The following is a 14,410-nucleotide window of genomic DNA, read 5'->3' on the forward strand; positions in this document are numbered from 1 at the left end:
TGCTAAAGTCATGATTTCGAAAAGTGAAATAAGCCTGAAAAATCCAGACCAATACCAAGACCCCACCAATAATTACCATTATAAATCCATTTTTTTGAAGTATCAGAAAACCCAATGTCGGCACCTGCAGGTAGAAACATTAAACTTATTTTATCTTTATATGAATAACCAATTCCCATAGCAAGAGTCATATAGGCCTGGTTGGTTGGTCGATCTTTAAAAGCAGGTTCATCAGTATTAAGATTCGTAAGAGTTTCCGAGGATATACCTCCCATTACTCCAAACATCCACCTGTGAGAGGAAGTAAGTTGGTTCCAAAATATTCTTTCAGTGTTGTAATTCCTTCCCAAAAACAAATTAATATTTTTAATATCTGCTTTAGATTCTGATGGAATATTATTAGTTGCAGGCCTGATTTTAAACGGAACAGTAAGCAAACCGACTGACCATCCCCACTTTCCTGTACTGAGAAATTCGCCTCTTACTGCGGGTGTCGCGTAGACCAAAACTTTGCTGTCGCCTACTGTAATCTTGCGTTTTTTGTCGTCCGATACCATGACAAGATGATAATTTTCTATTTTTTTATCTTCGATAAATTCTTGCTGAACGTCTGCTTTAAATTTAGCATACATTATTCCATCCTTAACTTCAAATGAAATATGTTCTTTATTTTTATAGTAAGTTTCTGATTCATAATTTTTTTCAATAACAATTGTGTCATTTATGCCTTTATTGATAATCAGAGCAAGTTTATTCTTTGCAGCAGCCTCTGCTTTTGCTTCCTTTTCTATTTTATTAGCATTCAAAATACCTTCAGTAATTAATTGAGGTAATGTCTTTTCTTCAGCTTCAGCATTTCTTTTTTCTCTTTCTTTTTGGTTGGCATATAGTATTGCCTGACTAATCAGTGCAACTTGCTTTTTTTCGGCTGCAGTTAGTACTTGTGAAAAGCTAGTTTGTGTAAAAAAGATAGCTATCAAAATGGATAAGATTGTTTTCATTTTTTTTTATGTTTTAAGGGGTTTTTATTCATCAATCGGTTTATCAAATAGGGAATAGGTTCTAAACTACTAAGGCGTATTGAAGTTATACTTGATTGTCTTTTTTTTATTTAATTTAATGAAAATGCTCTTGTCGGAGAAACCTGCACGTTGAAGCAGAATTTCGTATTTGGTAAATTTTAGCAATGCAGATTTTGCCTTCAATTTTAAAGTTATATTTCCTCCCGCCCCCTGATACACTATTTGTGAAGTCTTTAAATTTTTTACCACGATACTTTGTGCTGGAGGATTTGTATCAACCTTAACCTGATATTCTTTGCTTTTTCCAATAAAAACAGCACAGCTGTAAAATGAAAAAAGTAATGATAATGTTAGAATTTTAAAAATCGATTTCATAATCAGGTAGGGAATCTAGTTTATCTAAAATCATGGGTGTTACTACATAGTAATCGTCACAGCTTAGCTTATAGTTTGGTGACAATGAATTGAACGGTTCTTTTATTTTTTCTTTAAAATTCCTAAAATCACTGTTCATTAAGGTACAGGAAGTAAATGTTGCGAGTGCTGAAGATATTTGTGAACCTATACCATCATTGCTCATGTCAAAAGCAAATTTCACAGTTGACAAATCATGGCCTTTTTCAGGATACCAACAACCGAGAGGTTGCCAACCTTCAAAATCGTATGAATCGACAATTCGGGTTCCAAGATACTTAAATGTAAATTTTGCTTTCTTCTTTCCTGGAAGTGTGCTATTCACTATCTCTAAATCTCCCTTAGTATATACATACATTCCAAAAGATCCTAACGATGATATGATATCAGGCATTTTATTTTTTGTATACTGATCTAACATCATTTCTTTAGCTAAAAAAAGTACTAATAAAGTCGAGAGAGAATTTTGGCCAATTAAAAAAGCGGTGCCTAAGTCTCTTTCTTTCAGCATCTGATCCAGAGTTTGGACTGACAAATTTCTTCCAAATTTTTCTTTTGCAAGGACTGGTGTTAACAAAACATAATTTGGTTTGTTTAATGAATTTGTCGATATGTCTCCGAAACTTCCCTTGTATCCAATTTCTTTATCTATATATTCTTTTTTTAATTCATTTTTAAACTCAACACTAAAATCCTTTGAAGAAATCATTTGCTTCCCAACTTCAAGCGAGGTTGCTTTGAATTCTTTTACTGTCTTGGAATTAATAATTTCATTCCAGTTAATTTTAAACCAAGGCCTTTCGGCACTATTAAAAAACTGTAGACCTAGTCCGAAATCTCCCAACATCATCTTGGAGTCTTGTTCTTTCCTCATTGATTTAAAACTCACATTATTTGGTCCAAACAGCCATGTGTTATATAGTTTTTCCGCAAGTGGATTGCATTCATTTCTAAATGCGTGGCCTAATAGTAAAACTCTCCTGAATTTTTCTTTCTCCTGAGTGGAAATGTTTTTATTTTGTTCGACAACCTTATTCCATACTGAAGACAGCTCTTCATACATTAAATAGGGTGAGTTCTTCGTTGGAAATTCTGTTGCAAATCCTAAAGGAATATTTAGCGGTAGCCCCATAATTAGTATCTTTTAAGTACTTCACCAGTAACGGAATGTATCAGCATAATCTTGTTTTCAATCTCCTCAATCTCCGGAGCTGCTCCTACCAAAGAAATTAGTAAAACTTTTTTGCTGGGAGTTAAAGTAATTGATGGATTTAAAATTTCGGTAGTTCCCATAAATAACCGCCACTTACTATCAGCCGTCGTATTAAATAAATGTAACTGAATTGTATATGTATCAACCGGATTAGTATTAGCATAAAGGAATAATTCTGAAATAAAATTATTCTGAGATTGCATGATCAATTTTGTTCTGGCCCGTGTCTCGTCATTTGCTACGTTTGTTTTTTCGATTTCAGATTCAACTCTGACAGTCTCCAATCTTCTCATTCTTTCGGCGTAGTCTTCGGTTGCTGGCATTATTCCTACCAAAGAGTCTACATATAAGCCTCCAGAGGCTATTATTAGATTTTGTCTTGTAACTGCATTTTCCAAAATTTCCACATTTTCCAACCCAATTTTTAACAATTTCACTTGGTCACAAACACTGCTAAATTCATCTACTAATTCAAATAGATTATTAGTTTCTTTATACCGTTTAATTTTTTCCTCTATATTTTTCTCGCTTTTAGGCTCAGTTCCATTATTCCTTCTTAGAAGTCTTTCTGCGAGAGTTGTTAAAGACGAGGACTCATTAATCCTAATAACTCTGGCACTTTCAGGTTTGGCTGGCGTCGTAGCGTCGTATTCATTACTTATGGATGCCTTCAAAGAATTCATAATTGCGGTCCAATATAGGTACCAAGGATGATTCGGGTCAGGTGGATTAACAACAACAGGAGGTGGAACTGGATTTTTTCCCGGAAGCAGATCCGGATGTAGCTTTGCAAACATATCATCAGTTTCATTTAAACGGAAGCTGTACGTTTCGTAAATTCCGCTCCCAGCTATTAATTCTACAGTTGAAGATACCAGAATCTCCAAGCCTGTTAGATATGTAGCACTATCATATTTATTATTAACCTGATAAAAGAATAGATTTAGGGTGCTGCCCTGGTTAATATTTGAAATTGTTATTGTTTTACTTGTATCTTGCGTTACCTCTGTGGAAATGCTGTTTGATGAACTTACTTCCTGGCTGAATTTACGGTTAATTGACTGAGCAGATTTTTTTGCCACTTTGGCCATTTCTCTTGAAAATGTTTTAAGGCTAGAGGACCTGCTTCCCGAAGCGCTAGCACTAGCACTAAATGGACCTACCCCGTAGCTGCCGCCAACAGATGCTTGAAAGCTATCCGATTTTGAAAATTCCTGACTAGCTTCATTTTGAAATTCTGTCGCCAAATCAAAACTTTCACTTGTGTTAACATCATTAATGCTTTTAAAAGAAGCTGTCTGAGAGGTAGTCTGTTTAAATTTTGAAGACACATTTATCGTTCTGGTTTCTCCTGGTGCTAAATTGATAGAACTAATTAACTGTCCTATCTCTGTACCGTTCCAGGACAATCTATAAGATAATTCTTCTCTTATTCCGATTGAAGGATGCTTTGTGGGATATAAACCCGGAATGGGATGTAAGAAGATAAATGCGCCTAAGTAGTAGGTCTTATTTGATAGCAGATAATCATATTCAGGAATTACAATGCAACATCTCTTACGGAAGCTTTCATCATTTTCACATCTCTTTAAAATATCCTTCAAGGGAAGGCCATCCTCTGTATAATATCCTCCATTTTTTTTCTCTGCGATGTATACAACATAGTTTTTCAAAGCACTTATTGCTGTTTGAACAGGATCAATATCTAAATCTACCTCAATATAGTTGGCGAAACTCACTGTAGTCCATATTGGTTCTTCAACCCATTCTCTAACCCAATATGAGTTTTTCCCATCTTTTATTTTTCGCCATTCCTGACGTCTGGTGACATCTTTTCTTTGATAGGTATCCTGTCTGATCTGATAGATTTTCCCCTTTTTTAAAGCAATGTTAGTAGTTGGATCAGCCGGATTAACAATAATTGTTTCATCTTTAAGTGCTAAGTAGTAGCCCATCTCTTTTACCTTGGCGGCTAATTGACGCAATTTTTGAAGTACCGAAAATGATTTTGTCTTTAAATTAGAGAAAGTACTTGCTGTTTTTTCCAACTCTTCTTCATCATCCCAAAACATTTTAAAAGTAGCATTATCGTTTATAATACCTCGCACATAGTCTGTAGATCTTGTATTAAACATTTGTAAAAAATCCAGTTGGGAAGAGAGTCGTTCGAATTCTTCTTTAAAAACGATAGCCTCTCTTTTAACATATGATGTTTTAAATGCTGACTTATCTGCATTATCAGTCGAGGTATGGGCAATTGCTAAACTGTAAAAATCGTGTGCATAGAAACTTTCCCAGGCATCCCTATTATTTATTAAGGGAGTCCATGCTAAAGCAACTTGTGTAGCAGGTTTTTGATTTCTATCTAAAAAGACGAAATACCTGCCTGATGGTTTGTGAATTAAGCAAATTGTATCTCTGTATAGTTGACTGTCGCCACTAAGATAAATATTTGCTATGGACCAAAAAACGATTGGAGGATTTGTTGCTGGAACGTTCAATCCGGAAAAAAGTTGGGTGTCATCAAAGATGTTATGCTGAGCAAAGGGTAATGATGATTTCCATGAAGAAATAAAATAGGACTTAATGTCGTCTATAGGATCAGCACTGGCAGTATTTTGATCCTGAGAAGTAATTTTAAACCAATCTATACTAACTTCACGAAAGCGCTCAAATTCGAAGATAGAATTTGATCCTTTTGAAGATGTTGGAGTTTGAAGGGAGAGGAATTCAGGAAATTCACTTAAATACGGGTTCGGATTGTTTGTTTCTGTTGTCATGATGTTGATTTTAATATTACGTAAGGTGGGTCATTTGGATCTGGATTAGCTCCGATTTTCTCTATTCTAATACTATAGCTATCCAATGCTAGTTTAAATTTACCTTGTGTGAAGGTCTTGCTTTCATTGATATTGAAGATGTTTGCTGACTTTGCCCCTTTGTAACAAATAATTTCAATATTTGGATTACTATTATTTGTAATAGTGAAGTCTAAGACTTCGGGATCTTTTCCCATAAAAACTTTTAGTTCCATTTTTTAATGATTTAAGTTGATATTCTATTGTTTCGCTAATGTTATAGCTAGTACACCAACTAACACCCCTAAGAATGTTTTAGCCTGATCTGGAAGTGTCGGAACAATTTGCGTGGAATCAGTGGTGAAATTTTTTATCCCCCAAACTACAGATGATACAAGTAATGCTAGTAAATAAATCAAACACGCAGTAATTTGGAAATTTGTTACGGTTGGTTCAATAAAAAATGTGAAAGGTGATAATGATGGTGTTTCAGTTTTTGGTAATCCCAAAATAGCACCCAGATTTGTTGCCAAAACCGCACCTATCGTTGTGATTAAATTTGATAAAAATGCTGGCATTTTTGAAACATCGGGTATTTTTGCAAGCGAAATGAAGCATGCCTTCAAAATACCATACGCATAGCCAAAACATCCTATTGCAAATAAGGCTATGATTATAATTTCGACCGGGTCTTTAATGATTTTGTTCATATGATTTGTTTTAGAATTTATAACCGTGAATTTTATTTGTTGTTAGAATAAATTACTTCGTTTAATGTGCTGGATTCTAAAATTTCTAAAAGTCTTCAGCCCTTCGTTTTATTTTGAAATCGGCAATCTATTGTTCTTCAAAATTATTTCACAGTTTGTTCAAATCACTTGGGTAAATACCCCATCACGATCAGGTTTTTTACCTAGCAGATTGATTTACTAACATTTATAAGGACTGTAAGAAAAAAATTGTTATTTTAGCTTATGAATGCAGAATAGGGGTATAACCCTATTAAAATAGAGTTTTACCCCAATCTACATGCATCAGTTATCTTGAGCTTTGGTCTTTATTAACCCTTAAAATTTAAAGATTATGAACAATGAATCATTTTTGGAAAAAGCTAAAATTTCAGTGGGCGTATTGGTTTTACTTATAATAGGTGCCATATTGGGGTATTCATATTATAAAAACACACATCACGCTTTTAAGCCGAAGACAATTGCAGAAATAGTAAAGGAGTCGTGTGAAGATGCGGATTACGACCGCGTTATAGAAGCGCATATAATAGATGAGGTGGATTTTGATTATTATGCCGAGGCATTCTGGTATCAAAAACCGCCATTAAAAAATGATTTGAGCTGCACTCGCATGGTCAATATAAGTGTAGAGGATATGAAAATAATAATTGCCGGGAAAACCTGTGATGATTTTCTTCAGTTTAAACCAACCCCAATAAAAGATATGGGTGATTTAAAATTTGACATCTTTACTACTACTCATAAACCAGAAAACTCATGCCATGCCGTTTCTCTTTTTTTGGGTATCCTAAAGAATAATGAAGATAGAATTGACGAAAATACTATGTTCTGCTTTACAAAGGGATTGAAAATAATTGAAACCTCTTTTAATAAAAGGGAAATTAGAACTATTGTCATGTTCTCTATTACCTTTACCGACAATAATACCATGTATTGCGATATAGCCGATGATCCTACACATAGAAAATAAAACCTGTAAGGCAAAATAAAATTGCTCGTTAAAATATACATATTATTGACATTGGTGCATTATTTGTTTTTTAACAAAAACAAGGAACTATTAGTGGTGTTGGTATTAGGCGCTGCTAATAGTATCGTTTCGACTGTTTTTAAATGTTATGATATCTCTATTGCTTTCAATTCCTATTTGTATATATTGTTCCATACACTAGTTTGGCTGTATGTGATAAAAAGGGAAATGCAGTCAAAGAAATTTGCAACTATTGGGATAGTGGTTTTTTTTATTTTTTCAGTGTATCTTTTGTTAATCGCTGAAAGCATTATTAAAGTCGATAGTCCTCTCTTGTTTATAGTTGGCGCTTTATTTTATCTGATATTTTTTCTTTTTCTCAGCTTTAAACAACTTAGGAATGAAAATTTGGCTTTTTTTACCAACAATAATTTCATTTTGCTTTTCAGTCCTATTCTTTTTTTTATTGGCTTTAGCTTTGTTTTTGCTTTTAAAAATAGAAATCTGAATGAAACCATTCTTTGGGAAGATATCAGTTTATACAATTTAATAAGTTATTTTATCAATATTATTTACTATTCTTTAATTAACCTTTATATTTATAAAGAAAGAAGTAAGCATGAATAAGGAAATTGCTTTAGGAATTATCATTGGATTATTATTTGTTACCTTGGTAGTAATGTTTTGTGTATTGCTTGTCAAACTCTATATCAAAAAAATAAAAGAGCATAATCAAAAAGAAATAGCATTTCAAAAAACACTGAATACAACCATCATCGAAACTCAGGAACAGGTATTAAACAATATCTCTCAGGATTTGCACGATGATGCCGGACAACAGCTTACCAGTATCAATTTCCAGTTAGAAAACCTCAAACTGGATTCGCCGGAATTGGCGAAAACATTAGCGCCAGTTTCTAAATCAGTGGGTCAGTTATCACAATCAATCCGAAGCATCAGCCACTCGTTGAACAATCAATTGGTTATGCAGCAGGATGTGATTAAGGCTATTGCCACTGAAATAAAACGCCTCCAGAAAAATAAGAAAGTGACAATTCATTATTCTTTTGAGGAGTTGGTAAGTAAAAAGTTTTCAGATCATGAGAAAATATTTATTTATCGCATATTTCAGGAATGCATCAACAATGCTCTAAAGCATTCCAAAGCGAGTATCATCAATATTACCATTCGAACAAAGCCTGAGTATGAAATGGTATTTAGTGACAATGGTGTTGGGTTTGACTTAAAAACAAGCCCGGATAAAATATCGATGGGACTTACCAGTATGAAGAACAGAGCGCTCGACATTCATTATATCTTAAACATTGAATCTGAAATTGGAGAAGGTACAACGATAACCCTTAACGAAATTAAACCTGATTAGATATGGAACACACTACGATTTGTATTATTGATGATCATGCCATAGTGCGTCATGGCTTAAAGGAATTATTGCACAAACTGGGCAGTTATAGAATCATACATGAATATGACAATGGAGAAGAATTTTTAGCTTCATTGCCATTGAATCCAATACCGGATATGTATATATTAGATTATTCGATGCCACACATGAATGGGATTGAAGTCCTTAAGTCGCTTGAAGAAAAAGCTGAAGAACACAAAGTGCTACTATTGACACAGCATTTTGATGAAGAAATTATCAATGCTGCTTACCACCATGGTGCGCGAGGTTTTTTGCATAAAAACTGCACAGCTCACGATTTGAAATTCGCTATCGATAATATCATTAAAATCGGATACAATAATGTTTCAGAAATACTAAAGCGTATCCGGAATTATGAAAATGGCGATGGCAAAAAGAAAGATGCCATCGTTTTGTCACAGCGTGAGCTTGACTTTCTAACCTTAGTCTGTGATGAGCGTGAACTGACTTATGAGCAGATGGCGGATACGATGAATCTTTCGGTAAAATCAATTGAAGCTTATCGTGCCGCAATGTTTGAAAGATTCAATATCAAATCAAAAGTTGGGCTGGTTTTGTTTTCATTCAAATACCGACTAACAGAACCATTTCTATAAAAAAAATGCTCCCCAAAGTTCAAAACTATGAGGAGCAAAACCTAATCTATATTTTAATTTAAGAAGTCTAACTATCTAAGCAGTCTAACTAATCTAAATTATTGTTTCACAAACTGTACTTCAGAAGCTAGTTTAATGTCTTCACCAACCAATACACCACCGGTTTCCAATGCGGCATTCCAGGTTAAGCCAAAAGCAGCACGGTTTATTTTACCATTTAATGACAGACCGATTTTGGTGTTTCCCCATGGATCTTTCATCAATCCGCTATATTCTGCTTCCAGCGTAATGTTTTTGGTTACGTCTTTAATTGTCAAATCACCATTGATTTTATATTCTCCTTCATTTTCTTTTTGAATTGAAGTGCTGTTAAATGTCAGTTTGGCAAAATTTTCTACATCAAAGAAATCGGCACCTCTTAAGTGATTATCTCTATCACCATTTCCGGTGTCAACTGAATTTACTTCAGCACTAAAGCTGATTTTTGAAGTTTCAAATGCGTCGTCTTCATTTTCGATAGTAGCTTCAAACTGAGTGAATTTACCGGATACATTAGTAAACATCATGTGTTTTACTTTAAAACCTATTTCTGAATGCGTTGGGTCTATTGCCCATGTTGATTTTGTCATGATTCTTATTTTTAATTAGTTATTTAATTTTTACACGACAAAGGTACAGCGGGTATTTCGCTTATACACTTAACCTAGATTAAGAAATTAATTGTAGGTTGCAAAGTTGCAATCGTGTGTTACAATGCCCATTCATCCCCAAAGAGGATCGTTGGGCATTCACTGTCATTAGCAATCAACCCTTTTTGTTTTCTGTTTTTATAAGCAAGATATGCCAGCGAATTGACTTTGCTTAGCGTTGCATTTTTTGTATTTGTAATAGTTTCGCTGAAACTAGTTGTTGTTACTACCGGTTTTATCAAACCAGTCAGGAAATTCTTTTTAAATCTTAATACGTTGATCATGGTTTTATTGATTAATAGTTTATAAATATTTTTTAAAATCAGTTCATTTTGTTGTGGTAAAGCGAGGCAACTCCAATAATTACTATCGGTATAAAAATGGATTGCAAACTCCAATGACCTAAAAAAAGAGCGACAAATTGATTGACAATAAATACACTGAAATAGATGTATAACGCCAGTTTCTTCATACTCCAAATGCCAATCAGGCTTGCGAGCGTTACTATAGAAGTGAATCCGGCATAAGAATCATCCAAAAAATAATTGCTATTACTTATATGAAATGAAAACAGTAGAAATAAAAATCCAATGCCACAGATTATGGTTATTGGAAACGGTCTTTCAGATGTTGCAGCTACTTTCATTAGTTGTTATATTCAATGCTGTATAACAGTAATCTCATTTGTTTTTTCTTTCCAAATCAAAGGAGTACGAAGCCAAATAATCGTTGCGCTCGACAATCCATACATCACTTTCAGCCGGAGCGTATTCCTATCGATTAGTTTTAACTTTGCTTCGTATTCGGTTTTTAATTCGTCCTTATAAAAGGTGCCGCCATACAATTGGGTATCCGACTTCTTTATCATCTGAATCAGTACCACTTTGTTATCCATTTTTCCGTAATAAGACGAATCCTGTATGTAGATTTCAAGTATATTTCCCTCATTGGTAACCCACTTTCCGATAAAATTGTCCTGCGTCTGAGCCTGCAATGCGGAACCAAACACTAATAGAAATAATATGATATGTTTTTTCATAATGATGTGAATTAAATTATTCCCAACCGCCGCCTAAGGCACGGTATAATTCTACATTTGCGGCTAACCTGTCTTTTTTAAGCGAAGCCAATTCGAGTTCTGCCTGAAGCAAATTGCCTTGCGCCAGAATGACTTCAATATAAGTAGCCAAACCGTTTTTGAATAGAAGATTAGCATTGTTAACCGCTTTCTGAAGTGTTACAACACGTTCATTTCCTAACGTATATTGTTCTTTCAGTTTGTCAATTTTGACTAATGCATTCGTTACTTCGCTTACGGCAACCAAAACAGTTTGTCTGAATTGAATGGCTGTCTGGTCGCGCTCCACTTTGGCTATTTCATATTGTGTTCTGATTTTTTTGCTGTTCAGAAGTGGTGCTGTCAATCCACCGGCAACCGAACCAAATAAGGAAGCCGGAATTGTAAACCAATTGCTCGATTCAAATGAATTTACACCACCAACTGCCGTAATATTCAAACTAGGATAGAAGTACGCTTTGGCAATTCCAACTTTAGCATTGGCTGCCTGTAAAGCTAATTCAGCGCCTTTTACATCCGGTCTTTTGCTTAATAACTGCGCCGGAATTCCAGATGAAAGATTTTCAGGTACCACTATCGAATTCAGGTTGCTGCTTCTTTCTTTTGCTTCCGGAAAAGTGCCACTCAAAACACTGATAGCATTTTCCTGAAGCTGGATGTTTTGCTCTAACTCAGGTATCAATTTTGCTGCGATTAATCGCTGTGCTTCTGTTTGCTGTTTGGCTAATAAAGTAACCTGACCAGCTTCATACTGAAGATTTACAACAAACACAATGCTGTCGTTTAAAACCAATGTCTTCTTAGCAATATCCAATTGAGCATCCAGCATCAGCAAATCATAAAACCCTTTGGAAACATTCGCCACAACGGCAGTTTGCGTTGCTTTTTTAGCTTCTGTTGATTGTAAAAACAACGCTTTTGCCTGCTTTTTCTGGTTTCTGAATTTGCCCCAGATATCTGCTTCCCATGAAAGATTCAATCCAGCCGAATAATCATCAACATGATGCTGTCCCAAAGATTGGCTTGCGTTCATTCCGTTCAGACTGTTATCCGAAAGACGTGTACTTGTTGCATTAGCAAAAGCATTGACCTGCGGAACCGAATTCCATTTGGATTGTCTAAACTGCAGGCTTGCAATATTGATATTCTTTTCGGCAATCTGCAAATCATTGTTTTTTGTCAAAGCGTTATCAATCAGTTTCACCAAATCTTTTTCGGCAAAGAAAGCCGCCCATTTGATGTCTGCGATAGAAGCCGTATCAGTCGTAGTCGTATTTCTGTAATTATTGGGTACAGGTTCTGTGACTTTGATCTTCTGTGCCATTGTGCTGAAAGTTACTGTCAGCAAAGCGATGGCGATATATAGTTTTTTCATAATTAGATTGATTTATTTTCGTTATTGATTACGGCTAAAGGTTTACCCGAAACTAATTCGTGTAAATACTGGAACGTAATGAACAGCACAGGAATTATAAAGATTCCAAGTAAAACTCCGGATACCATTCCACCAGCCGCACCAATACTAATCGAATGATTACCCAAAGCTGATGGTCCGGTTGCGCGCATCATCGGTGTCAAACCAACAACAAAAGCAAACGAAGTCATGATAATCGGGCGCAAACGAAGTTTGGCCGCTTCCAATGCTGAAGCCAATAATGATTTTCCGGCACGTCTTCTTTGAATGGCGTATTCGACAATCAGAATGGCATTCTTGGCGAGCAATCCGATAAGCATAATAAGGGCAACCTGAACATAGATATTGTTTTCAATTCCGGTTATGCCAATGGCAAGAAATACTCCGAAGATTCCCGTTGGGATGGATAATAAAACTGCTCCCGGAAGAATGTAGCTTTCATATTGCGCTGCCAAAAGGAAGAACACAAACAGTAAACTCAGTCCAAAAATCACGGCAGATTGTCCCGATGAGGTAATTTCTTCTTTAGTTATTCCGGAGAATTCGATAGTATAGCCTTTTGGTAATTGTGTTTCGGCAACATCCTGAACAGCTTTGATGGCTGCACCTGAACTGAATCCTGGTTTTGCAATCGCATTCACTGCAATAGAATTGAAAAGATTATATCTCGATGCTGTTTCCGAACCATTAACAGGTACCAATTTTACCAGTGTTGATACCGGAACCATTTCGCCTTGTCTGTTTTTAACATAGATATTATTAAGCGAAGCCGGTGTGTTTCTGTCGGCTGTGTCGGCCTGAACCATTACACGGTAATATTTCCCGAATCGGTTGAAATCAGAAGCCTGAGCACTACCATAATAAGCCTGAATGGTTTGCAGAACATCACGCACGCTAACACCTAATTGTTCGGCTTTTACATCATCAACTTCCATTTCCAATTGTGGATAATCGGCTTTGAAACTGGTAAACGCAAACGCAATTTCAGGACGTTTCATTAATTCGCCAATAAACTTCGTGCTGATGCCGCTGAACTTACTGATGCTTCCTCCGGTTTTGTCTTTCAGTACAATATCCAAACCGTCAACATTGTTGAAACCCGGTACTGTTGGGAAAGTAAACACAAAGAAATTGGCACCTTTTATCCCAGCCAGTTTACCACGCACATCGTTCATAATGTCATTGATATCCTGATGCTCACCACGTTCTTTTGTTGGTTTCAATAATATGAAAGCAACTCCGGCAGATGAACTGGTAGAAGATGTTAGCATATTAAAACCTGAAATAATATTCAGCACTTTTTTCGATGGCAGGTTGCCTAAAGTTCCTTCAACTTCTTTCATTACATTTTTGGTGCGTTCCAATGAGGAACCCGCTGGCATTGACAATGAAATTGCAATAAATCCCTGGTCTTCTGATGGGATGAAACCTGTAGGTGTGGTTTTCACCATATAAACGGTTGCCACAATAACGACAGCCAATCCACCAAAACTCAACCATTTGTTTTTGATTAAAAAGCGAAGACTGTTTACATATTTATTAGTCAGTTTGTTAAAGCCAGAGTTGAATCCGATAAAGAATTTCTCTTTAAAGTTCTTCGGTGCTTCTTCGCCTTTATGGCCGTCATTCAGATGTGTATCTTTTAGGAATAAGGCAGCTAAAGCAGGAGAAAGTGTCAATGCATTTACAGCTGAGATTACAATCGCAATGGCCAAAGTAAAGGCAAACTGGCGATAGAAAACTCCGGTTGAACCCTGCATAAATCCAACAGGAAGGAACACTGCCGACATTACCAAAGTGATTGATATAATCGCTCCGGTGATTTCGCTCATGGCAGATGTAGTGGCAGCTTTCGCTGAAAGTTTTTTACTGTGCATTTTTTCGTGAACTGCCTCGACGACGACAATCGCATCATCGACGACAATTCCGATAGCTAAAACCAGGGCAAAAAGGGTTAGCAGGTTGACTGAGAATCCGAAAATATACATAAAGAAAAACGTTCCCAGAATAGAAACCGGAA

At 35.7% G+C, this 14,410-nt stretch carries 15 protein-coding genes; 3 read left to right on the plus strand and 12 right to left on the minus strand.

All coding sequences use genetic code 11. From position 1 onward, the window contains the following. Positions 1–8: 8 nt before the first annotated feature. The 6 genes from ABIQ27_RS07255 to ABIQ27_RS07280 form a co-directional block, all read right to left on the minus strand. Positions 9–1,001: a hypothetical protein gene (locus ABIQ27_RS07255; RefSeq protein WP_348033130.1), complete on the minus strand. Its 993-nt coding sequence runs from the start codon at positions 999–1,001 to the stop codon at positions 9–11. A 69-nt stretch (positions 1,002–1,070) separates the two neighbouring features. After that, a complete protein-coding gene (locus ABIQ27_RS07260; protein WP_348033132.1) occupies positions 1,071–1,397 on the minus strand; it encodes a hypothetical protein in 327 nt (108 codons plus the stop codon). After that, positions 1,381–2,568 carry a DUF6402 family protein gene (locus ABIQ27_RS07265; RefSeq protein ID WP_348033133.1) on the minus strand — a complete coding sequence of 396 codons (1,188 nt, stop codon included), beginning with the start codon at positions 2,566–2,568 and terminating at the stop codon, positions 1,381–1,383. Before ABIQ27_RS07265 ends, ABIQ27_RS07260 begins: the two co-directional genes overlap by 17 nt. A 2-nt stretch (positions 2,569–2,570) precedes the next feature. Then, on the minus strand, positions 2,571–5,429 hold the full coding sequence (locus ABIQ27_RS07270; RefSeq protein WP_348033134.1) for a hypothetical protein: 2,859 nt from the start codon (positions 5,427–5,429) through the stop codon (positions 2,571–2,573). Beyond that, complete coding sequence (locus tag ABIQ27_RS07275; protein ID WP_348033135.1) at positions 5,426–5,683, minus strand: hypothetical protein; 258 nt, start codon at positions 5,681–5,683, stop codon at positions 5,426–5,428. The genes ABIQ27_RS07270 and ABIQ27_RS07275 overlap by 4 nt, the downstream gene beginning before the upstream one ends. A 24-nt stretch (positions 5,684–5,707) precedes the next feature. Next, complete coding sequence (locus ABIQ27_RS07280; protein ID WP_348033136.1) at positions 5,708–6,157, minus strand: hypothetical protein; 450 nt, start codon at positions 6,155–6,157, stop codon at positions 5,708–5,710. A 373-nt stretch (positions 6,158–6,530) separates the two neighbouring features. On the opposite strand from ABIQ27_RS07280, the gene ABIQ27_RS07285 reads away from it, so the two are divergent. From ABIQ27_RS07285 to ABIQ27_RS07295, 3 genes are all read left to right on the plus strand, one after another. Then, a complete protein-coding gene (locus tag ABIQ27_RS07285) occupies positions 6,531–7,166 on the plus strand; it encodes a hypothetical protein (protein WP_348033137.1) in 636 nt (211 codons plus the stop codon). A 619-nt stretch (positions 7,167–7,785) separates the two neighbouring features. Further along, complete coding sequence (locus tag ABIQ27_RS07290; RefSeq protein ID WP_348033139.1) at positions 7,786–8,550, plus strand: histidine kinase; 765 nt, start codon at positions 7,786–7,788, stop codon at positions 8,548–8,550. A 2-nt stretch (positions 8,551–8,552) separates the two neighbouring features. Next, entirely contained in the window at positions 8,553–9,209 is a 657-nt protein-coding gene (locus ABIQ27_RS07295) for a response regulator transcription factor (protein ID WP_348033140.1), read from the plus strand. A 98-nt stretch (positions 9,210–9,307) separates the two neighbouring features. Here the strand turns inward: ABIQ27_RS07295 and ABIQ27_RS07300 are convergent, their stop codons facing one another. From ABIQ27_RS07300 to ABIQ27_RS07325, 6 genes are all read right to left on the minus strand, one after another. Then, complete coding sequence (locus ABIQ27_RS07300) at positions 9,308–9,838, minus strand: YceI family protein (RefSeq protein WP_348033141.1); 531 nt, start codon at positions 9,836–9,838, stop codon at positions 9,308–9,310. 119 nt (positions 9,839–9,957) lie between these two features. Continuing rightward, positions 9,958–10,182 (minus strand): hypothetical protein, encoded by a 225-nt coding sequence (locus tag ABIQ27_RS07305; protein WP_348033142.1) that lies wholly within the window; start codon positions 10,180–10,182, stop codon positions 9,958–9,960. Positions 10,183–10,220: 38 nt separating this feature from the next. Then, a complete protein-coding gene (locus ABIQ27_RS07310; RefSeq protein WP_348033143.1) occupies positions 10,221–10,544 on the minus strand; it encodes a hypothetical protein in 324 nt (107 codons plus the stop codon). 12 nt (positions 10,545–10,556) lie between these two features. Then, positions 10,557–10,937, minus strand: coding sequence for a hypothetical protein (locus ABIQ27_RS07315; RefSeq protein WP_348033144.1), 381 nt, complete (start codon positions 10,935–10,937; stop codon positions 10,557–10,559). Positions 10,938–10,953: 16 nt separating this feature from the next. After that, entirely contained in the window at positions 10,954–12,351 is a 1,398-nt protein-coding gene (locus ABIQ27_RS07320) for a TolC family protein (protein ID WP_348033146.1), read from the minus strand. 2 nt (positions 12,352–12,353) lie between these two features. Then, the coding region (locus ABIQ27_RS07325; protein ID WP_348033148.1) for an efflux RND transporter permease subunit at positions 12,354–14,410 on the minus strand (2,057 nt) is incomplete at its 5' end.

Source organism: Flavobacterium sp. (genome assembly GCF_039916025.1).
In the GTDB taxonomy this organism is placed as follows: domain Bacteria; phylum Bacteroidota; class Bacteroidia; order Flavobacteriales; family Flavobacteriaceae; genus Flavobacterium.